15 protein-coding genes are annotated in these 21005 nt (G+C 69.6%); 14 read left to right on the top strand and 1 reads right to left on the bottom strand.

Annotated features, from left to right (window positions below):
- The first annotated feature begins 1 nt into the window (after position 1).
- The 5 genes from E3U25_RS08385 to E3U25_RS08365 all read left to right on the top strand — a co-directional run bounded on the left by E3U25_RS08385 (position 2) and on the right by E3U25_RS08365 (position 5054).
- Positions 2-787, top strand: a complete 786-nt coding sequence (locus E3U25_RS08385; RefSeq protein WP_116220658.1) for a ThuA domain-containing protein — start codon at positions 2-4, stop codon at positions 785-787.
- Positions 787-1836: a Gfo/Idh/MocA family protein gene (locus E3U25_RS08380; RefSeq protein ID WP_116220659.1), complete on the top strand. Its 1050-nt coding sequence runs from the start codon at positions 787-789 to the stop codon at positions 1834-1836. Before E3U25_RS08385 ends, E3U25_RS08380 begins: the two co-directional genes overlap by 1 nt.
- Positions 1837-1902: 66 nt before the next feature.
- A complete protein-coding gene (locus tag E3U25_RS08375; protein ID WP_116220660.1) occupies positions 1903-3063 on the top strand; it encodes a Gfo/Idh/MocA family protein in 1161 nt (386 codons plus the stop codon).
- 270 nt (positions 3064-3333) lie between these two features.
- Positions 3334-4461, top strand: a complete 1128-nt coding sequence (locus E3U25_RS08370; RefSeq protein ID WP_166435383.1) for an aminodeoxychorismate synthase component I — start codon at positions 3334-3336, stop codon at positions 4459-4461.
- Complete coding sequence (locus tag E3U25_RS08365; RefSeq protein ID WP_116220662.1) at positions 4419-5054, top strand: aminotransferase class IV family protein; 636 nt, start codon at positions 4419-4421, stop codon at positions 5052-5054. The genes E3U25_RS08370 and E3U25_RS08365 overlap by 43 nt, the downstream gene beginning before the upstream one ends.
- Before the next feature lie 5 nt (positions 5055-5059).
- Here E3U25_RS08365 and E3U25_RS08360 read toward each other — a convergent pair whose 3' ends face one another.
- Positions 5060-5842, bottom strand: a complete 783-nt coding sequence (locus E3U25_RS08360) for an IclR family transcriptional regulator (protein ID WP_244294867.1) — start codon at positions 5840-5842, stop codon at positions 5060-5062.
- A 210-nt stretch (positions 5843-6052) separates the two neighbouring features.
- Here E3U25_RS08360 and nadA point away from each other — a divergent pair, with 210 nt between their 5' ends.
- The 9 genes from nadA to E3U25_RS08315 all read left to right on the top strand — a co-directional run bounded on the left by nadA (position 6053) and on the right by E3U25_RS08315 (position 21003).
- The gene (gene nadA, locus E3U25_RS08355) at positions 6053-7105 is read left to right on the top strand and encodes a quinolinate synthase NadA (RefSeq protein ID WP_114536629.1); all 1053 of its coding nucleotides are present in this window, start codon (positions 6053-6055) and stop codon (positions 7103-7105) included.
- A 1-nt stretch (position 7106) separates the two neighbouring features.
- Positions 7107-8675: an L-aspartate oxidase gene (locus E3U25_RS08350; RefSeq protein WP_116220664.1), complete on the top strand. Its 1569-nt coding sequence runs from the start codon at positions 7107-7109 to the stop codon at positions 8673-8675.
- A complete protein-coding gene (gene nadC, locus E3U25_RS08345; RefSeq protein ID WP_116220665.1) occupies positions 8672-9523 on the top strand; it encodes a carboxylating nicotinate-nucleotide diphosphorylase in 852 nt (283 codons plus the stop codon). The genes E3U25_RS08350 and nadC overlap by 4 nt, the downstream gene beginning before the upstream one ends.
- Before the next feature lie 233 nt (positions 9524-9756).
- The gene (locus tag E3U25_RS08340; RefSeq protein WP_116220666.1) at positions 9757-12153 is read left to right on the top strand and encodes a glycogen/starch/alpha-glucan phosphorylase; all 2397 of its coding nucleotides are present in this window, start codon (positions 9757-9759) and stop codon (positions 12151-12153) included.
- A gap of 21 nt (positions 12154-12174) precedes the next feature.
- Positions 12175-14376: a 1,4-alpha-glucan branching protein GlgB gene (gene glgB / locus E3U25_RS08335; protein ID WP_116220667.1), complete on the top strand. Its 2202-nt coding sequence runs from the start codon at positions 12175-12177 to the stop codon at positions 14374-14376.
- Between the two features lie 43 nt (positions 14377-14419).
- On the top strand, positions 14420-15682 hold the full coding sequence (gene glgC / locus E3U25_RS08330) for a glucose-1-phosphate adenylyltransferase (RefSeq protein ID WP_072462239.1): 1263 nt from the start codon (positions 14420-14422) through the stop codon (positions 15680-15682).
- Positions 15679-17082 carry a glycogen synthase GlgA gene (gene glgA / locus E3U25_RS08325; RefSeq protein WP_036753389.1) on the top strand — a complete coding sequence of 468 codons (1404 nt, stop codon included), beginning with the start codon at positions 15679-15681 and terminating at the stop codon, positions 17080-17082. The genes glgC and glgA overlap by 4 nt, the downstream gene beginning before the upstream one ends.
- Positions 17082-19175, top strand: a complete 2094-nt coding sequence (glgX, locus tag E3U25_RS08320) for a glycogen debranching protein GlgX (protein ID WP_116220668.1) — start codon at positions 17082-17084, stop codon at positions 19173-19175. The genes glgA and glgX overlap by 1 nt, the downstream gene beginning before the upstream one ends.
- Positions 19168-21003 (top strand): 4-alpha-glucanotransferase, encoded by a 1836-nt coding sequence (locus E3U25_RS08315; protein WP_116220669.1) that lies wholly within the window; start codon positions 19168-19170, stop codon positions 21001-21003. The genes glgX and E3U25_RS08315 overlap by 8 nt, the downstream gene beginning before the upstream one ends.
- Positions 21004-21005 lie beyond the last annotated feature (2 nt).

Below are 21005 nucleotides of genomic sequence, written 5' to 3'. Positions count from 1 at the left end.
AATGACCATCCGAGTCACTGTCTGGGGCGAGAACGTCCACGAGCAGAAGAACAAGACCGTCGCCGGGATCTACCCGGACGGGATGCACAACACCATCGCCGCGGCGCTGAACCGCGATAGCGGCATCGCGGCCGGCAGCGTGACCCTGCAAGACCCCGAGCATGGGCTGACCGCCGAAAGGCTGGCCCAGACCGACGTGCTGATCTGGTGGGGCCATTGCGCCCATGGCGAGGTGCAGGACGCGGTGGTCGAGCGCGTGGCCGAGGCGGTCTGGTCCGGCATGGGCATGATCTTCCTGCATTCGGCGCATTTCTCGAAGCCCTTCAAGCGGCTGATGGGCACGCCCTGCAACCTGACCTGGCGCGAGGCGGGCGAGCGCGAGCGGCTGTGGCTGACCTCGCGCAACCATCCCATCGCCGCCGGCCTGCCCGATCATTTCGAGCTGGAGCACGAAGAGATGTATGGCGAGCCCTTCGGCGTGCCCGAGCCGCTGGAGACCGTCTTCGTCAGCTGGTTCGCGGGCGGCGAGGTGTTCCGCTCGGGCCTGACCTACAAGCGCGGGGCCGGCAACGTGTTCTATTTCCGCCCCGGCCACGAGACCTATCCGACCTATCACGACGCCAATGTGCAGCGGGTGATCCTGAACGCGGTGAAATGGGCGCATAACCCGGCCGCGCGCCTGGCCGAGCCGACCGTCGCGCCCAATGTCCCGGTCGAACAGGCGCTGGAGCCGATCGAGGAGCGCGGTCCCAAGCTGCACGCCGCCGGCGAAGAGGGCTATCGCTGATGGTCCGGCTTCTCGTCATCGGCACCGGCGGCATGGCGGCGAACCATGCCCGCGCCTTCGCCGCCATGCCCGGCGTCGAGCTGGTCGGCGGCGTCGATCCGCGGCCCGAGCCGCTGGCCGCCTTCAACGCCGAGCACGGCATCGCCCGCGGCTTTGCCAGCCTGGACGAGGCGCTGGCCTGGGGCGCATTCGACGCCGCGACCAACGTGACGCCGGATGCCGCGCATTACCCGACCACCATGCCGCTGCTGGCGGCGGGCAAGCATGTGCTTTGCGAAAAGCCGCTGGCCACCAATGCCGCCGATGCGGAGGCGATGGCCGAGGCGGCGGCGCGGGCGGGCGTGGTGAACATGGTCAATCTCAGCTATCGCGACGTGCCGGCGCTGCAAAAGGCCGCGGCCATGGTGCGCGCGGGCGAGATCGGCGAGGTGCGGCATTTCGAGGCGAGCTACCTGCAAAGCTGGCTGACCCAGCCCGGCTGGGGCGACTGGCGCACCGACCCGAAATGGCTGTGGCGGGTGTCGACCGCGCATGGCTCCAAGGGCGTGCTGGGCGACGTGGGCATCCATATCCTCGACTTCGCCACCTGTATCGCCGGCCAGGATGCAGCGCAGGTTTCCTGTCTGCTCAAGACCTTCGACAAGGCGCCGGGCGGGCGGATCGGGGACTATGTGCTGGACGCCAACGACAGCGCCACCATGCAGATCGTGCTGGAGAACGGCGCGCTGGGGACGGTGGCGGCGACGCGCTTTGCCAGCGGGCACCTGAACGACCTGCGGCTGCGGATCTACGGCGACCGCGGCGGGCTGGAGGTCGGCTTCGAGAACCGCGTGAGCCGGCTGCGCGCCTGCCTGTCGCCGGACCTGGAGACCGCCGCCTGGCACGAGGTCGAATGCCCGCCGGTGCCGACGATCTACCAGCGCTTCATCGCCGCGATCCGGGGCGAGGGGGCGGCCGATCCCGATTTCGCCCGCGGCGCGGCGCTGCAACGCCTGCTGGACCGGGCCGAGGAATCCTCGGTCGAGTCCGGCCTTAGCCTCGCTGTCTAGGCGCAACCGATCCGGCGGCGGCCTTCTCCTCCCTGCCGCCGCCGGACATCCCGCAAGGAGCATGGCATGACCCGGACCGTTCATCGCGCGCCCCGCATCCGCCTTGGCATGGTCGGCGGCGGGCAGGGCGCCTTCATCGGCGGCGTGCATCGCATCGCCGCCCGCATCGACGACCAGTATGAGCTGGTCGCGGGCTGCTTTTCCTCGACGCCCGAAAAAAGCGCGGCCTCGGCGGCGGAACTGGGCGTGGGCCGCGCCTATGGCGATTTCGCGCAGATGGCCATGCGCGAGGCGCGGCGCAAGGACGGGATCGAGGCGGTGGCCATCGTCACCCCGAACCACCTGCACGCCCCCGTCGCCCGCGCGTTCCTGAAACGTGGCATCCATGTGATCTGCGACAAGCCCTTGACCGCGACCCTGCCCGAGGCGCGCAAGCTGGCCAATGCCGCCGCGGATTCGGATGCGCTGTTCGTGCTGACCCACAACTACACCGGCTATCCGATGGTGCGGCAGGCCCGCGCCATGATCGCATCGGGCGAGCTGGGCGAGATCCGGCTGGTGCAGGTCGAATATGCCCAGGACTGGCTGGCCGAGCCCATCGAGCAGGCGGGCAACAAGCAGGCCGGCTGGCGCACCGATCCGGCGCAATCCGGCGCGGGCGGGGCCATCGGCGACATCGGCACCCATGCCTTCAACCTGGCCGGCTTCGTCACCGGGCTGGAGCTGGAGGCGCTGGCCGCCGACCTGCAAAGCTTCGTGCCCGGCCGTCCGGTCGACGACAACGGCCATGTGCTGCTGCGCTATCGCGGCGGGGCGCGCGGGATGCTGTGGTGTTCGCAGGTCGCCTCGGGCTGCGAGAACGCGCTGCGGCTGCGGGTCTATGGCAGCCGCGCCGGGCTCGAATGGGCGCAGGAGGAACCCAATGCCCTGTGGGTCACGCCGCTGGGCCGGCCGCGCTATCGGCTGTCGCGCGGCGGTGCCGGCACCGGGGCCGAGGCCGCGCGCCTGACCCGCATCCCCGCCGGCCACCCCGAGGGCTATCTGGAGGGCTTCGCGAACATCTATGCCGAGGCGGCGCGCGCCATCCTGGTCCGCCGCGACGAGGCCGCGCCCGACCCGGCGGTGGTCTTTCCCGGCATCCGCGAGGGGCTGGAGGGCGTGGCCTTCGTCGATGCCTGCCTGCGTTCCAGCAAGCGCAACGGCGCCTGGGTCGCGTTGGCGCTCTAGCAGGCTGCTGAAAAAGGATTTTAAGAGGGCACGCAGCAGAAATCGTTCTGGATCCAGCTAATATCGGCCCGGAAACGGGGTGTTTTCGGCAAATTTGAGGTGGATTTCCCGGTTCCCCGCCCGCACTGTCCTGTCGCAAGGACTTTTTCAGCAGCCTGCTAGGCCCCGGCAGAGCCCGGCATTCCGCGCGATTGTCGCGCCGGTCCAGCGCCGGCCATTGTTCATGCCGCCCCGGCCATGCTACCTCGCGCCGCGAGAATGGAGGCGCGCGTGATCCTTTGCGAATTCGGTCCTGACGGCAAGCCGGTCCTGTTCCGGGATCCGCGGGAAGTGCTGGTGGTCACGCGCCCCGAGGACGCCCTTGCCGCGCTCGACCATCTCGAGGCGCGGCGCCGGCAGGGGGCCTGGATCGCGGGCTACCTGTCCTATGAGCTGGGCTATGCGCTGGAGCCGGTGCTGGCGCGCGACATGCCGGCCGACCGGCGCACGCCGCTCATGGCCTTCGCCGTCCATGACGCGCCCGAGCCCGCGCCGGCGCTGCCCGCGGGCGACGCGGCCCGGCTGGCGCCGCTGGAGCCGATGATCTCGCCGCAGGATTATGCCGCGGCCTTTGCCCGCACCCGCGACTATATCGCGGCGGGGGATTGCTACCAGATCAACCTGACCTTTCCCATCCGCTCGCGCCTGATCTCCGGCTCGGCGTTGGAGCTTTACGCCGCGCTGGCCGCGCGCCAGCCGGTCGGCTTCGGCGCCTATGCCGATCTGGGGCAGGGGCCGGTGGTGGTCTCGCGCTCGCCCGAGCTGTTCTTTCGCCTGGATGCGCAGGGCCGGATCGAGGCGCGGCCGATGAAGGGCACCGCACCCCGCGACCCCGATCCGGCGCGCGACGCGGCCTTGGCGGCGGGGCTGGCGGCGTCGGAAAAGAACCGGGCCGAGAACCTGATGATCGTCGACCTGCTGCGCAACGACATCGCCCGCCTCTCGCGCGTGGGTTCGGTGCGGGTGCCCGAGCTTTTCGCCGTGGACAGCTTTGCCACCGTCCACCAGATGAGTTCGCGCGTGGTGGGCCAGCTGGAACGCCCGGCGGACCTGGGCGCGCTGTTGCGTGCGCTGTTTCCCTGCGGCTCGATCACCGGCGCGCCCAAGATCCGCGCCATGCAGATCATCCGCGAGGTCGAGCCGTTCCCGCGCGGCGTCTATTGCGGCGCCATCGGCTGGATGGCGCCGGACGGGGCGGCCTGTTTCTCGGTCGCGATCCGCACGCTGTCGGTCTGGCCGGATGGCGAGGTCACGCTGAACGTCGGCGGCGGCGTGGTGCAGGATTCGACCGCCGAAGGCGAATGGGAGGAGGCGCTATGGAAAGCCCGCTACGCGCAGGATCTGACGACCCCGATCTGAGGCTGATCGAGACGGTGCTGTGGGACGGCGCCGGCTGCCCCCGGATCCAGGGGCACCTGGCGCGGCTGGCGGCGGGGGCGCGGGCGCTTGGCTGGCCCTGCGACCTGCAGGCCGCCCGCGCGGCGCTGGTCGCGCCTGCGGGCCAGCCCGCGCGGCTGCGGCTGACGCTGGACCGGGCTGGGCGGATCGAGGTGACGCGCGGCCCATTGCCGCAGTCGCGGCCGGAGTGGCGGCTGGCGCTGGCCGGGACGCGGCTGCGCTCGGACGATCCGTGGCTGCGGCTCAAGACCACGCGGCGGGCGCAGTACGACGCCGCCCGCGCCGCCCTGCCCGAGGGGATCGAGGAGGCGGTCTTCCTGAACGAGCGCGGCGAGGTCTGCGACGGCACCATCACCACGGTCTTCTTCGACCGCGGGCAGGGGATGCGCACGCCGCCCCTGTCCTGCGGGCTTTTGCCGGGCGTGCTGCGCGCCGGGATGCTGGCCGAGGGCACCTGCCGCGAGGAACTGCTGAGGGCCGAGGATCTGCCGCGCGTCCGGCTGTGGGTCGGCAATGCGCTGCGCGGCCTGATCCCCGCCGCCTGGGCGGGCTGAGCCGGTCAGGCCAGCGCCGCCAGCTCGCGTGCGGCGCGCTGCAGCGCCGGCAGATGCGTCATTGCCGTTTCCAGCGACATGCGCTGCACCGGCGCGTGGAAGGTCACGGCGGCCAGAACCCGGCCGCGCGCATCCAGCGCCGGGACCGAGATGCCGACCATGCCGGGAATGAACTCCTGGTCGTCGACGGCATGGCCCTGTTCGCGCACCCGCGCCAGCTCCTCGCGCAGGCTTTTGGCCGAGGCGAAGGTGTTCGGCGTATGCGGCTGCAGCCGGGCATGGCGCAGGAAATGCTCGACGCTCTGCGGGTTCATGAAGGCCAGGCAGACCTTGCCGGCCGCGGTGGCATGCAGCGGGATGCGGGTGCCCAGCCGGATCACCAGCCGCAAGGGCCAGGTGGTCTCGACCCGGTCCACATAGACCAGCGTGTCCCCTTCGGGGATCGAGATCGAGCAGGTCTCGCCCACGGCGGCGAACAGTCGCACCAGCACGTCGTGGCGCGGCAGGTCGTATTGGCCGGCATGCATGACGCCCAGCATCATCTGCCGCAGCTTGAGGCCGGGCAGGTAGCTGCGCCCGTCGAGCTGGCGCGACAGGTAGCCCTCTTGCTCCAGATGGGCGACCAGGCGGTGGATGGTGGGCTTGGGCAGGCCCAGGGCGGCATTGATCTCGGTCGCGGTCATCGGGCGGGCCTCGCGCGCCAGCACTTCCAGGATCTGGAGGTTTCGCAGGCTGGGCGGCACAGGGGAATTGTCTTGGAACTCTTGCATGGCCTGGAACCCGATCACTTCACCGTCCTTTTTACCGCAGGACGGCCCGAGGTCCAGACGCCAAGGCCGGGCAAGGCCGCTTGTCCCCTTGCCGCGGCGTAGCATTTGCGTTGCCCGAGCGTCATCCATGGGTTAGGAACCGCGACTCACGGGCCCGGCGCTCTGGTATCGGGGGCCGGGCGCATTATATCCGGGGTGACTGCGACGCGGGCAGAGTGGGGGGACCGAATGCTCGATCTGACGACCATCCGCAGCGAGCTGGGCTCGCATTACGATCTCGAGCCCTCGCTCGAGCTGGCCGAGCGCATGGCCGATATCCATGCCCGGATGGGTCGCGTCATGCCCTGGCCCGACTGGGCGATCCATGCCCCCTATGTCGCCGCGATCAACAAGCTCAAGAAGGAACGCGGCGCCGTGGTGCTGGCGCATAACTACATGACGCCGCAGATCTATCACGGCATCTCGGACGTGGTGGGCGACAGCCTGGCGCTGGCCATCGCCGCGACCAGGGTCGAGGCCGAGGTGATCGTGCAATGCGGCGTGCATTTCATGGCCGAGACCTCGAAGATCCTGAACCCGCAAAAGACCGTGCTGATGCCCGACATGGCGGCCGGCTGCTCGCTTGCCGAAAGCATCACCGCCGAGGGCATCGCCGAGATGCGCGCCCGCTATCCCGGCGCGCCGGTGGTCAGCTACGTCAACACCACCGCCGAGGTGAAGGCGGCGTCCGACATCTGCTGCACCTCGGCCAATGCGGCGCAGATCGTCGCGGCCATGGACAGCGACACCGTCATCATGACGCCCGACAAGTGGCTGGCGCAGAACGTCGCCAACAAGGTGCCGCAAAAGCGCATCGTCTGGTGGGACGGCGCCTGCATCGTGCATGAGCAGTTCACCGCGCAGGACCTGCGCGACTTTCGCGACTGGAATCCGGGGCTGAAGATCATCGCCCATCCCGAATGCCCGCCCGATGTGGTGGCCGAAGCCGACTATGCCGGCTCGACCGCCAATATCCAGGGCTGGGTCGAGACCGAGCGGCCGAAGCAGGTGATGCTGGTCACGGAATGCTCGATGGCCTCGAACATCTCGGACGCCAATCCCGAGGTCGAGTTCCTGGGCCCCTGCAACATGTGCCCCTACATGCAGAAGATCACGCTGGAAAAGGTGCTGTGGTCGCTGCACACCATGACCGGCGTGGTCGAGGTCGATCCCAAGGTCGCGGACCGCGCCCGCCTGGCGGTGCAGCGCATGATCGACCTGTCGCAGCGCCTGGCGGCCTGAGGTGCGCGAGGTCTCGACCGGCCGCGTCATCATCGTCGGCGCAGGTCTGGGCGCGCTTTACGCGGCGCTGAAACTGGCGCCGCGCCCGGTGCTGATGATCTCGCCCGAGGTTCTGGGGCAGGGCGCAAGCTCGGCCTGGGCGCAGGGCGGAGTGGCGGCGGCCATGGACCCGGCCGACAGCGCCGAGGCCCATGCCCGCGACACGCTGCGCGCCGGCGCCGGCACCGTCGATCCCGCCATCGCCCAGCTGGTCACGGACGAGGCGCGGGTGCATATCCTGGACCTGACCCGGCTCGGCACCCCCTTCGACCGCAAGCCGGACGGCGGCTATGTGCTGTCGCGCGAGGCGGCGCACAGCTTTGCCCGCGTCGTGCGGGTGCGCGGCGACCAGGCCGGGGCCGAGATCATGCGCGCGCTGGTCGCCTGCCTGCGCGAGGCGCCCTCGGTGCAGGTGCTGGAGGGTGTCATGGCCACCGGCTTGCGGGTCGAGGGCGGCGCGGTCGCGGGGGTCGAGGTCACGCTTTCGGGCCCGCAGGGCTCGGCGCCGGTCCTGATCCGGGCGCCGGGCGTGCTGCTGGCGGGCGGTGGCTCGGGCGGGCTTTACGCGCTGACGACGAACCCGCCGCGCATCCGCGGCCAGGTGATCGGCATGGCGGCGCGGGCGGGGGCCGAGATCGCGGATGCGGAATTCGTGCAGTTCCATCCCACCGCCATCGACTGCGGCGAAGACCCGGCGCCCCTGGCGACCGAGGCGCTGCGCGGCGAGGGGGCGCAGCTGCTGAACCGGCTGGGCGAGCGCTTCATGCTGGCGGTGCATCCCGATGCCGAGCTGGCGCCGCGCGACGTGGTGGCGCGCGCGATCTATGCGCAAAGCCAGGCGGGGCTGCGGCCGGTGCTGGACACCCGCGCCTGCCTGGGCGCCCGCATCCTGAGCGAATTCCCGGCCGTCGCGGGGGCCTGCTCGCGGGCGGGGATCGACCCCACCCGCGAGCAGATCCCGGTGGCGGCCGCGGCGCATTACCACATGGGCGGGGTGGCGGTGGATGACGAGGGGCGGGCCAGCCTCGACCGGCTGTGGGTCTGCGGCGAGGCGAGTTCGACCGGGCTGCATGGCGCGAACCGGCTGGCCTCGAACGGGCTTTTGGAGGCGCTGGTCTTTGCCCGCCGCTGCGCGCTGTCGATCGAGGCGCGGCTGGGCCCGGCAGCGCAGGACGCGCCGGAAGTCGTGCTGCCCGACCTGCCACCCGGCCCGGTGCCCGACCCGGTGCTGGTCGCCCGCCTGCGCCGTGCCATGACCGAGGGCGCGGGCGTCCTGCGCGACGCCGGGGGCCTGACCCGCTGCCTGCGCGAGATCGCCGCCATCGAGGCCGCGCAGCCCGATTGCCCGGCGCTCTCGAACATGACCGCCACCGCCACGCTGATCGCCGCTGCGGCGCTGATGCGGCAGGAAAGCCGCGGCGCGCATTGCCGCACCGATTTCCCGCAGACCCTGCCCGAAGGGCGCCGCTCGCGCCTGCGGCTGGCGCAGGCGCTGGCCCTGCGCGCCTCGCTTGAACCGGAGACGACATGACCGAGATGCCCCCGCTGCCCGAGATGATCCTGGAACCGCTGGTCCGGGCCGCGCTGACCGAGGATCTGGGCACCTATGGCGACATCACCACCCGCACGGTGATCCCGGCCGGCACCCGCTACCGGGCGCGGATCGTGGCGCGCGAGGGGGGCGTGGCCTCGGGGATGCAGCTGGCGGCCATCGCCTTTCGCCTGATCGACCCAGGCTTGGACTGGCGGCTGCAGCATGCCGACGGCAGCCGCTTCCAGCCCGGCGACACGCTGGCCGAGATCGAGGGCGAGGCGGCCTCGATCCTCTCGGCCGAGCGGGTGGCGCTGAACTTCGCCGGCCGGCTGGCGGGCATCGCCACGCAGACGGCGGCCTTCGTGGCCGAGACGGCGGGAACGCGCGCGCGCATCACCTGCACCCGCAAGACCACGCCGGGGCTGCGGCTGGTCGAGAAACAGGCGGTGCTGCACGGCGGCGGCTTCAACCATCGTTTCAGCCTGTCCGACGCGATCCTGATCAAGGACAACCACATCGCCGCGGCGGGCGGCATCCGGCCGGTCCTGCAAGCGGTCAAGGCCCGCGCCTCGCATATGATGCGGGTCGAGATCGAGGTGGACCGGCTCGACCAGCTCTCCGAGGTGCTGGAGGAGGGCGGCGCCGATGTCGTGCTCTTGGACAACATGGAGACGGCAGAGCTGCGCGAGGCCGTCGCCATGGCCCAGGGCCGTGTGGTGCTGGAGGCTTCGGGCAACATGCGCCTGGCGCGCGTGGCCGAGGTGGCGGCGACGGGGGTCGATTACATCTCGGTGGGCGCGCTGACGCATTCGGCGCGCACGCTGGACCTGGGCCTGGATTTCTGACCGCCCAAAGAGCCGCAGAACATGCGGCCCTTGCCCGGTTTGGCGCAATCCTTTGGCGTGTGGGGCCGGGAACGCGGGCGATTCCGACGATCCGAGCCGGGTTTCGGCACGATATTGCCCGCGTCGGTTAACGCTAACAGAATTTTCTCCCAACCGCTTGCTTTCGATAACGGATGGCTTAAGCCAAGGGGATGACCCGAAAGGATACGGGTGTGCCGAAAGAAGGGTGATCCATGGCCAGGGACGACATGCCCCAAAGCGATTTCCGCGACGCGATCCTGTGGCACCTGGCCTATACGCTGGGCAAGGATCCCGACCACGCGCAGGTCTTCGACTGGCGGCTGGCGCTGAGCCACGCGGTGCGCGACCGCATCGTGGACCGCTGGATGGCCGCGACCCGCGCCACCTATCGCGCCGACGCCAAGCGGGTCTATTACCTGTCGATGGAGTTCCTGATCGGACGGCTGCTGCAGGACAATATCGTCAACCTGCAACTGGCCGACGAGGCGCAGGCGGCGGTGGAAAGCTTCGGCCTCGACTATGCCGGGCTGCTGCTGGACGAACCCGACGCGGCGCTTGGCAACGGGGGGCTGGGGCGGCTGGCGGCCTGCTTCATGGAATCGCTGGCCACGCTGGGCTGCCCGGCCTATGGCTATGGCATCCGCTACGAACACGGGCTGTTTCGCCAGAGCTTTGCCGAGGGCCGGCAGGTCGAGGCGCCCGAGGACTGGCTGGAACGGCCCTTCGTCTGGCAGTTCGAGCGCCCCGAGGCGCGCTTTACCCTGGGCTTCGGCGGCCGGGTCGCGACCCGCGACGGCCGGGCGGTCTGGGAACCCGAAAGCTTCGTGCAGGCCGAGGCCTTCGACACGCCGGTCATCGGCTGGCGCGGGGCCTGGGCCAATACGCTGCGGCTCTGGGCCGGGCGGGCGGTCGATCCCTTCGACCTCGACCGCTTCAACGCCGGCGATTTTGCCGCCGCGGCCGAGGCCGAGGCGCTGGCCCGCACCATCTCGCGCGTGCTTTATCCCGAGGATTCGACCGAAAAGGGCAAGCGGCTGCGGCTGACGCAGGAATATTTCTTCTCGGCCGCCTCGATCCGCGACATCCTGCGCCGCTTCGAGGCCGACCATGCCGACCTGCGCCTGTTGCCGCAGAAGGTGGCGATCCAGCTGAACGACACCCATCCCGCCATCGCCGGGCCGGAACTGGTGCGCATCCTGCATGATGAACGCGGCCTGCCCTTTGACGAGGCGGTCGGGATCACCCGCGGCTGCGTCAACTACACCAACCACACGCTTCTGCCCGAGGCGCTGGAAAGCTGGGGCGAGGGGCTGTTTGCCGATCTGCTGCCGCGGCACCTGCAGATCATCGACCGCATCGACGAGGCCGATGCCAAGGCCCATCCCGACCGCCGCAATACCGCGCGCGGCGATGGCAAGGTGCGGATGGGCGAGCTGTCCTTCATCCTGTCGAACCGGGTGAACGGCGTCTCGGCCCTGCATACCGGGCTGATGAAGACCACGGTCTTTGCCGACCAGCATCGCATCTGGCCCGACCGCATCGTCAACCAGACCAACGGCGTGACCCCGCGGCGCTGGCTTCTGGGTTGCAACCCGCGGCTGTCGCGGCTGATCACCCAGACCATCGGCGACGGCTGGGTGGGCGATCTGGAGCAGTTGCACGCGCTGGAGCCCCATGTCGCCGACGCCGGCTGGCTGGATGCGTTCGCCGCCGTGAAGGCCGCGAACAAGACGGACCTGTGCGACTGGATCGCCCGCGAACATGGCGTGGCGCTGAACCCGCAGGCGCTGTTCGACGTGCAGATCAAGCGCATCCACGAATACAAGCGCCAGCACCTGAACATCCTGGAAGCCATCGCCCTGTGGCAGGAGATGCGCGAGAACCCGTCCGCGGACTGGACGGCGCGGGTCAAGATCTTTGGCGGCAAGGCGGCGCCGGGCTATTTCTTCGCCAAGGACATCATCCGGCTGATCAACGACGTGGCCGCCGTCATCAACGCCGATGCGGCGACGAACGAGAAGCTGCAGATCCTCTACCTGCCCAACTACAACGTGACGCTGGCCGAGCGGCTGATCCCGGCCGCGGACCTGTCCGAGCAGATCTCGACGGCGGGCAAGGAGGCATCGGGCACCGGCAACATGAAATTCGCGCTGAACGGCGCGCCGACCATCGGCACGCTGGACGGGGCCAATGTCGAGATCCGGGAACTGGTCGGGGCCGAGAACTTCTTCCTGTTCGGCCTGACCGCCGAGGAGGCCGAGGCCCGCCGCGCCGTCCCCGACCATGCCGCCCGCGCGGTCGCCGCCGATCCGCGCCTGACCCGCGCCGTCGAGGCGATCCGCAGCGGCACCTTCAGCCCAGGCGAGCCGGACCGCTATGCGAATATCGTCGAGAACCTGACGCGGGCGGACTATTTCCTCGTCGCCTCGGATTTCGCCGATTACTGGCGGGCGCAGCGCGAGGTCGACTTCGCCTATGCCAACCGGACCGAATGGACGCGCATGGCGGCGCTGAACGTGGCGCGCTCGGGCTGGTTCTCGTCGGATCGCACCATCCGCGGCTACATGCAGGACATCTGGAACGCGAAAAGCCTGCTCGGGCAGGAGTGACGCCGTCGCGGAGGGGGAACCATGGCGCAGATCGACCCGGATGATATCGCCGACCCCGCGGTGCTGAGCCGCATCGCCGAGGGACGCTTCGACGATCCTTTCGCGGTCCTTGGCCCGCATCCGCGGGGCAGCACGCGCCATGTCACCGCCTTCGATCCCGGCGCGCAGGAGATGGCGGCCATGGCGGGCGGCAAGGCGCATCCGCTGGACCCGGTCGAGGGCTATCCCGGCCTGTTCCATGGCATGGTGCCGGGCGCGGAACCCTATCTCTTGCGCGGGCGGCGCGACGGCGAGGAATGGCTGGTCGAGGACGCCTATCGCTTCGGCCCGGTCTTGGGCGAGCTTGACGAATACCTGCTGGGCGAGGGGCGGCACCATGGGCTGTGGCAGGCGCTCGGGGCGCATGTGATCGAACACCAGGGCACGGCCGGCACGCATTTCGCGGTCTGGGCGCCCAATGCCCGCCGCGTCTCGCTGATCGGGGATTTCAACGCCTGGGACGGGCGGCGCCATGTCATGCGCCGCCGCGGCGCGACCGGCGTTTGGGAGATCTTCATGCCCGGCCTGGGCGAGGGCACCGCCTATAAATACGAGATCCTCGGCGCCTATGGCGGGCTGGCGCAAAAGGCCGATCCGGTCGGCTTCGGCGCCCAGCACCCGCCGGCCACGGCCTCGGTCGTGCGCGACATTGCGGGCTATGGCTGGTCGGACCGTGGCTGGATGGGCACGCGGGCCGAGGCGCAGCGCATCGACCGCCCGATCTCGATCTACGAGGTGCATCTGGGCAGCTGGCGCAGGAAGGACGGCGGCCGCCCGATCTCATACCGCGAGGCGGCGGTCGAGCTGGTCGATTACGCCAAGGACATGGGCTTCACCCATATCGAGCTGCTGCCGATCAGCGAATATCCCTTTGACGGCTCCTGGGGCTACCAGCCGGTCGGGCTGTTCGCGCCGACGATCCGCTTCGGCCCGCCGCACGAGTTCCGCGACCTGGTGAACGCCGCGCACAAGGCCGGGCTGGGGGTGATCCTCGACTGGGTGCCCGGCCATTTCCCCACCGACCCGCACGGGCTGGTGCAGTTCGACGGCACCGCGCTTTACGAACATGCCGACCCGCGCGAGGGCTTCCACCAGGACTGGAACACGCTGATCTACAATTACGGCCGGGCCGAGGTGATGAATTACCTGACCGCCAATGCCTTGTATTGGCTCAGGGAATATCACCTGGACGGGCTGCGGGTGGATGCGGTGGCCTCGATGCTCTACCGCGACTATTCCCGCGCCGAGGGCCAATGGGTGCCCAACAAGGACGGCGGGCGCGAGAATTACGAGGCCATCGCCATGCTGCAGGCGATGAACCGCCTGACCTATGGCGAGGAACCGGGGATCATGACCGTGGCCGAGGAATCGACCAGCTATCCCAGGGTCTCGCGACCGGTGCATGAAGGCGGGCTGGGCTTCGGCTTCAAGTGGAACATGGGCTGGATGAACGACACGCTGGATTACATCAAGCGCGAGCCGATCCATCGCAAGCACCATCACCACCAGATGACCTTCGGCCTGCATTACGCCTTCAGCGAGAATTTCATCCTGCCGATCAGCCATGACGAGGTGGTCCACGGCAAGGGCTCGATGCTGGCCAAGATGCCCGGCAGCGAATGGGAGAAATTCGCCAACCTGCGCGCCTATTACGGCTTCATGTGGGGCCATCCGGGCAAGAAGCTGCTGTTCATGGGCCAGGAATTCGCCCAAGGGTCGGAATGGAACCACGATGCCGAGATCGACTGGGCCTGCATCGGCAACCCGCTGCATTACGGCATGCAATTGCTGGTGCGCGACCTGAACGCGATCTATCGCACCACGCCCGCACTTTACGCGCATGATTGCGACGGCGCGGGCTTCCAGTGGATCGAGGCCGATGATGCCGCCCATTCCATCTATGCCTGGGTGCGGCGCGGGGGTCCGGGCGATGCCGAGGTGGTGGTGGTCTGCAACTTCACCCCGGTCGAGCGCAGCGGCTGGCGCATGGGCTTTCCGCAGCCGGGCCTGTGGCGCGAGGTGCTGAACAGCGATGCCGAGGTCTATGGCGGCGCCGGGCGCGGCAACCTGGGCCGCGTCACCGCCCTGCCGGGCGAAAGCCACGGCCAGCCCGCCCATGCGGACCTGGTGCTGCCGCCGCTTTCGACGCTGATCTTCATCAAGGACGACAGGACGACATCATAGCAACCACACCCGCGCGCCGGGCAAAAAGGGGGAGGGCAGAGAGATGGCACCGCGTGAGGAAAGGCTTTCCAGAAGATCCATGGCCTTCATTCTGGCCGGCGGCCGCGGCTCGCGCCTGCGCGAGCTGACCGACAAGCGCGTGAAGCCGGCGGTCTATTTCGGCGGCAAGTCGCGGATCATCGACTTCGCGCTGTCGAATGCGCTGAACTCGGGCATCCGCAAGATGGCGCTGGCCACGCAATACAAGGCCCACAGCCTGATCCGCCACGTCCAGCGCGGCTGGAACTTCTTTCGCGCCGAGCGCAACGAGTTCCTGGACATTCTGCCCGCCTCGCAGCGTTACGACGAATCGATGTGGTATCGAGGCACGGCCGATGCGGTGGCGCAGAACATCGACATCATCGACAGCTACGGCGTCGACTACGTGCTGATCCTGGCCGGCGACCATATCTACAAGATGGATTACGAACTGATGATCCGCCATCATGTCGAGGCGGGCGCGGACGTGACCATCGGCTGCCTGACCGTGCCGCGGGCCGAGGCATCGGCCTTTGGCGTCATGGCGGTGGACGGCAACGACGTCATCACCAGCTTCCTGGAAAAGCCCGCCGATCCGCCGGGAACGCCGGACGACCCCGAGGTGACGCTGGCCTCGATGGGGATCTATGTCTTTCGCTGGGACTTCCTGCGCGACCTGCTGATCCGCGACATGCAGGACGACAATTCCAGCCATGATTTCGGCAACGACCTGATCCCCCAGATCGTCAGGGACGGCAAGGCGCAGGCGCATCGCTTTGCCGACAGCTGCGTGCGCTCGGACGGCGAGCCGGTCTATTGGCGCGACGTGGGCACGGTCGATGCCTTCTGGCGGGCGAATATCGACCTGACCGACTTCAACCCGGACCTGAACCTGTGGGACCGCGACTGGCCGATCTGGACCTATTCCGAACTGGTGCCGCCGGCCAAGTTCATCCATGACGAGCCCGACCGCCGCGGCAGCGCCGTCAGTTCGCTGATCTCGGGCGGCTGCATCATCTCGGGCAGCGAGATCCGCGAGTCGCTGCTGTTCACCCAGGTCCACACCAATTCCTATTCCAGCCTGGAGCGCGCGGTGGTGCTGCCTTACGCCAATGTCGCCCGACACGCGCGTTTGACCAATGTGGTCATTGACCGCGCCGTTCGAATCCCCGAAGGGCTGGTCGTCGGCGAAGACCCGGAAGAGGACGCGAAATGGTTCCGCGTCTCGGAAGGAGGTGTCACGCTGATCACGCAGGACATGCTGGATCGAAGGGAAGCGTCTTTATGACAAGGGTTCTGTCCGTCGCCTCGGAATGCGTGCCGCTGGTCAAGACCGGCGGCCTTGCCGACGTGGCGGGCGCGCTGCCGGCGGCGCTGGCCGGGCAGGGGGTCGGGATGCGGGTGCTGCTGCCCGGCTATCCGGCGGTGCTGGGGGCCGCGGCCAAGGCCCCGGTGGTGCGCGAGATCCCGGAGCTGTTCGGCGGCCCGGCCCGCATCCGGCGCGGCGCGCTGGGAAAGGCGGTGCTCTACATCCTGGACGCGCCGCATCTTTTCGACCGGCAGGGCGGCATCTACCTGGGCCCGGACGGCCGCGACTGGCCCGACAATCCGCAGCGTTTCGCCGCGCTGTGCAAGGCCGCCGCCCTGATCGCCGCCGATGGGGTCGAGGGCTGGCGGCCGCAGGTGCTGCACCTGCACGACTGGCAGGCGGGGCTGACCCCGGTCTATCTGCGCCAGGCGGGCGTGCGGGACGTGCGGACGCTGCTGACCATCCACAACATCGCCTTCCAGGGCCTTGCGCCGGCGCATATGCTGTCGGCGCTGCAACTGCCGGCGCATCTCTTCAACCCGCGCGGCTTCGAATATTGGGGCCGGATCTCGGCGCTGAAGGCGGGGATCGTCTTTGCCGACAAGGTCTCGACCGTCAGCCCCACCTATGCCGAGGAGCTGATGACCCCCGAATACGGCATGGGGATGGAGGGGGTGCTGGCCGACCGCGCCGCCGACTTCACCGGCATCCTGAACGGCATCGACCTGGACGCCTGGAAGCCGCCCTATGCCACGCCCGAGGGCAAGGCGCCCCACCGCGCCGCGCTGCGCGACGAGTTCGGCCTGCCGGATGCGGATGGGCCGCTTTGCGTCGTCGTCTCGCGCCTGACCGGGCAGAAGGGGCTGGACCTGCTGATCGAGGCGCTGCCCACGCTGCTCGACAACGGCGGCCAGCTGGCGGTGCTGGGCTCGGGCGACCCTGGGCTCGAGGCCGCCTTTTCCCAGGCTGCCGCCCGCCATCCCGGCGTGGCCTTGCGGCTGGGCTATGACGAGCCGCTGTCGCGCCGCATGATCGCCGGCGGCGACGCCATCCTGGTGCCCTCGCGCTTCGAACCCTGCGGGCTGACCCAGCTTTACGGGCTGCGCTTCGGCACCCTGCCGCTGGTGGCGCTGACCGGCGGGCTGGCCGATACCGTCATCAACGCCTCGGCCGCCGGGCTGGCCGCGGGGGTGGCGACCGGGGTGCAGTTCCACCCGGTCGATGCCCAGGCGCTGTCGCGCGCGCTGTCCCGGCTTTGCGCGCTCTGGCGCCAGCCGGCGGTCTGGAGTCGCATGATGGAAAACGCCATGGCGCATCCGGTTGGCTGGGACGCCTCGGCCCGCGCCTATGCCCAGCTGTTCGGGGCGATGGCCGCCTGATGACCCTGCTGCGCATCCTCGAGGGCCGGGCGGAACCGCTGGGCGCGACCTTCGACGGCGAGGGGGTGAACTTCGCCGTGTTTTCCGAACATGCGCGGCGGGTGACGCTGTGCCTGTTTTCCCCCGACGGCCGGACCGAGACGCACCGGCTGGACCTGCCGGAACGCGACGGCGACGTCTGGCACGGCTATGTCCCCGGCCTGCGCCCCGGCCAGCTTTACGGGCTGCGCGCCGACGGCCCCTATGCGCCCGCCGAGGGGCACCGCTTCAACTATCACAAGCTGCTTCTCGATCCCTATGCCAAGCGGCTGACCCGGCACCCGGTCTGGCACGACGCGCTGATGGGCTATACCGTCGGCGCGCCCGAATCCGACCTGAGCTTTGACCGCCGCGACAGCGCCCGCTTCATGCCGCGCTGCGTGGTCGAGGATCCCTCCTTCGCCTGGGGCCCCGACCAGCCGCCGCGCCGCGACATCGCCGAGACGGTGATCTACGAGGCCCATGTCAAGGGCCTCACCGAAGCGCACCCCGATGTCCCGTATCGCGGCAGCTTCCTGGGCCTCGCCTCGGACCCGGTGCTGGAGCATCTGCAATCCTTGGGCATCACCGCGCTGGAGCTGCTGCCGGCGCAGGCCTTCCTCAACGACCGCTTCCTGCTGGAAAAGGGGCTGGTGAACTATTGGGGCTACCAGACGCTCGGCTTCTTCGCCCCCGATCCGCGCTACCTGGCCAAGGATCAGATCGCCGAGTTCCAGCACATGGTCGCCCGCATGCATGCCGCCGGCATCGAGGTCATCATGGACGTGGTCTACAACCACACCGGCGAGGGCAACGAGCTTGGCCCGACGCTGAGCTTCCGCGGCCTCGACAACCGCAGCTATTACCGGCTGCAGGAGGATCCGCGCTATTACATCAACGACACCGGCACCGGCAACACGCTGAACGTGAACCATCCGATGGTGCTGCGCATGGTCATGGACTCCTTGCGCTATTGGGTCGAGGTCATGCATGTGGACGGATTCCGCTTCGACCTCTGCGCGACGCTGGGGCGGCGGGCGCGCGGCGGCTTCGACCGCAGCGCCTCGTTCTTCGACGCGATCCGGCAGGATCCTGTGCTGACGCGGGTCAAGCTGATCGCCGAGCCCTGGGACATCGGCCCCGGCGGCTATCAGCTGGGCGGCTTCCCCCCGCCCTTCCTGGAATGGAACGACAAGTATCGCGACGGCATCCGCCGCTTCTGGCGCGGCGACGCCCGGCAGGTGCCCGAGCTTGCCGACCGCATGGCGGGTTCCGCCCGGCAGTTCGACCATTCCGGCCGGCCCGCCACGGCCTCGGTGAACTTCCTGACCGCGCATGACGGCTTCACGCTGATGGACGTGGTCAGCTATTGCGAAAAGCACAACGCCGCCAATGGCGAGGAGAACCGCGACGGCCATTCCGAGAATTTCTCGGACAACATGGGCGCCGAGGGGCCCAGCGACGATCCCGCGATCCTCGATGCCCGCGCGCGGCGGCGCCGCAACCTGCTGGCGACGCTGCTTTTGTCGCAGGGCACGCCCATGCTGCTGGCCGGGGACGAGCTGGGCAATTCGCAGGCCGGCAACAACAACGCCTATTGCCAGGACAACGAGATCGGCTGGGTGCAATGGGACGGCGCCGACCCGGCCTTCCTGGACTTCACCCGCAAGCTCATCGCCTTTCGCCGCGCCCATCCGATCCTGCGGCAGAAACGCTTCCTGCATTCGCGCCCGCGCCTGACCGACGGGCTGCCCGACCTGTTCTGGCTGCGCCCGGACGGGGCCGAGATGACGCCGGCCGACTGGGGCAACCCCGAGCTGCGCGTGCTTTGCGCCGAGCTGCGCATGGCCGCCGGCACCCCCGAATATGCGCAGCGCGAAGAGGCGCTGTTCCTGGTCTTCAACAACGGCGACCCGCTGGAGGTGGTGCTGCCCGAACGCCCCGCGGGCTGGCGCTGGCGGCTGCACCTGGACACCAGCCGCCCCGACCTGGCCCCGCATGTGGTCGAGGCCGAGCGGCTGGCGGTGGATGGCCAATCCGTCCTGGCCTTCGATCTGGAGCGCGAGGATGACTGACCCGCGCCTGGCCCTGGCGGAGCGGATGGGGGTGCTGCCGGGTTTTCACGACCTTGCCGGGCAATGGCGCGCGACCTCGGTCGAGACGGCGGTGGCGCTGCTTGCCGCCATGGGCCTGGCCGTGCCGACCGCGGCCGAGGCGCAGGCGGCGCTGGACGACCATGCCGACCGCCTGCCGCAGGACGTGATCTGCGCCGCTGGCGCCCGCCCCGACCTGTCCTTCGGCGACTGGCAGCTGACCTTCGAGAATGGCGCCGAGGCCGAGGGCAACGGCCCCTTGCCCGAGCTGCCGCTGGGCATCCATCGCCTGCGGGCTGAGGGGCGCGAGCTGACGCTGCTCGCCGCGCCGCCGCGCCTGCCCGAGCCGGCGCGCTGCTGGGGGCTGGTCGCGCCGCTTTACGGCATCTCGGAAACGGGGATCGGCAGCTATGCCGACCTTGCGGCCCTGGCGCGGGGCATGGGCGGGAAGGGGGCGGCGTTTCTGGGCATCAACCCGGTCCATGTCGGCTTCCCGACCGTGCCGCAGCTTTTCAGCCCCTATACCCCCTCGCACCGCCGGCGGCTGAACGTGATTCACCTGTCCGGCGGCGCGGGCACGCCCGGCCCGCGCGTCGATTACGCCCGCGACATTCCGGCCCGCATGGCGGCGCTGCGGGCGGAATACGACGCCTTCCCCGGCGATCCCGGTTTCGACGCCTGGCAGGCGGCCGAGGGCGAGGGCCTGCAACGCTTTGCCCTGCATCAGGCGCTGTCGGCGCGGCTGGGTGCCTTCTGGGGCGATTGGCCGGCGACGCTCGCCTCGCCCGACACGCCCGCTGCCATCGCCGCGCGGGCGGAACTGGCCGCAGAGATGCGCTTTCACGCCTGGCTGCAATGGCGGGCCGAGCGGGCCTTGGCGGCGGCCGGGCAGGCGGCGCGCGACGGCGGCATGGCGCATGGGCTTTACCTGGACCTCGCCGTCGGCACCCATCCCTTCGGCGCCGAGACATGGGAGGATCGCGCGAGCTTCGCCTTCGGCGCCTCGCTGGGCGCTCCGGCCGACGCCTTTGCGCCCGAGGGGCAGAACTGGTCGCTCGCACCCTTCAGCCCCTTGGGCCTGCGCGCGCGGGCCTATGCGCCGCTGGCGGAAACCCTGCGCTGCCAGCTGCAATTCGCGGGCGTGCTGCGCATCGACCACATCCTGGGCTTCGAGCGCGCCTATTGGGTGCCCGACGCGGCCCCCGGCGCCTATGTCGCCATGCCGCGCGACGCCATGCTGGCCGTGGCCCGGATCGAGGCGGCGCGCGCCGGCAATGCGGTCATCGTCGGCGAGGATCTGGGCAATATCCCCGAGGGGCTGCGCGAGGCGCTGGCGGCCTCGGGCATCCTTGGTTGCCGCGTGGCGATGTTCGAGCGCGACGGCTGGCATCCGCCCGCCTTTCGCGCGGCCGAATCCTATGACCGCGGCGCCATCGCCAGCTTCTCGACCCACGACCTGCCGACCTGGCGCGGCTGGCGGCAGGGCGCCGACATCACCGCCCGCGCCCGCATTGCCGGGCAGGAAACCGCCGCCGGGCAGCAGGAACGCGCCGAGGAAGTCGCCGCCTTCGACCGGCTGCTGCCCGATCCCGGCGTCGATGCGCTGCACGATTTCCTGGCCCGCACGCCGTCGCTTCTGGTGGCGGTGCAGGCGGAATTGCTGCTCGATATGGCCGACCAGCCGAACCTGCCCGGCACGGTCGGCGAATATCCGAACTGGCAGCTGCGCCTGCCGGCGGCGGCCGGGGATTTCCCGGCATTGCCCTCGGTCGCGCGGACTGCCAGCATCATGCGCGACCACGAACGCTAAGG

The sequence above is a fragment of the Paracoccus versutus genome (assembly GCF_029909795.1).
GTDB lineage: Bacteria > Pseudomonadota > Alphaproteobacteria > Rhodobacterales > Rhodobacteraceae > Paracoccus > Paracoccus versutus.
The sequence above is the reverse complement of the archived record's forward strand: the minus strand, read 5'-3'. Positions and strand labels throughout refer to the sequence as shown.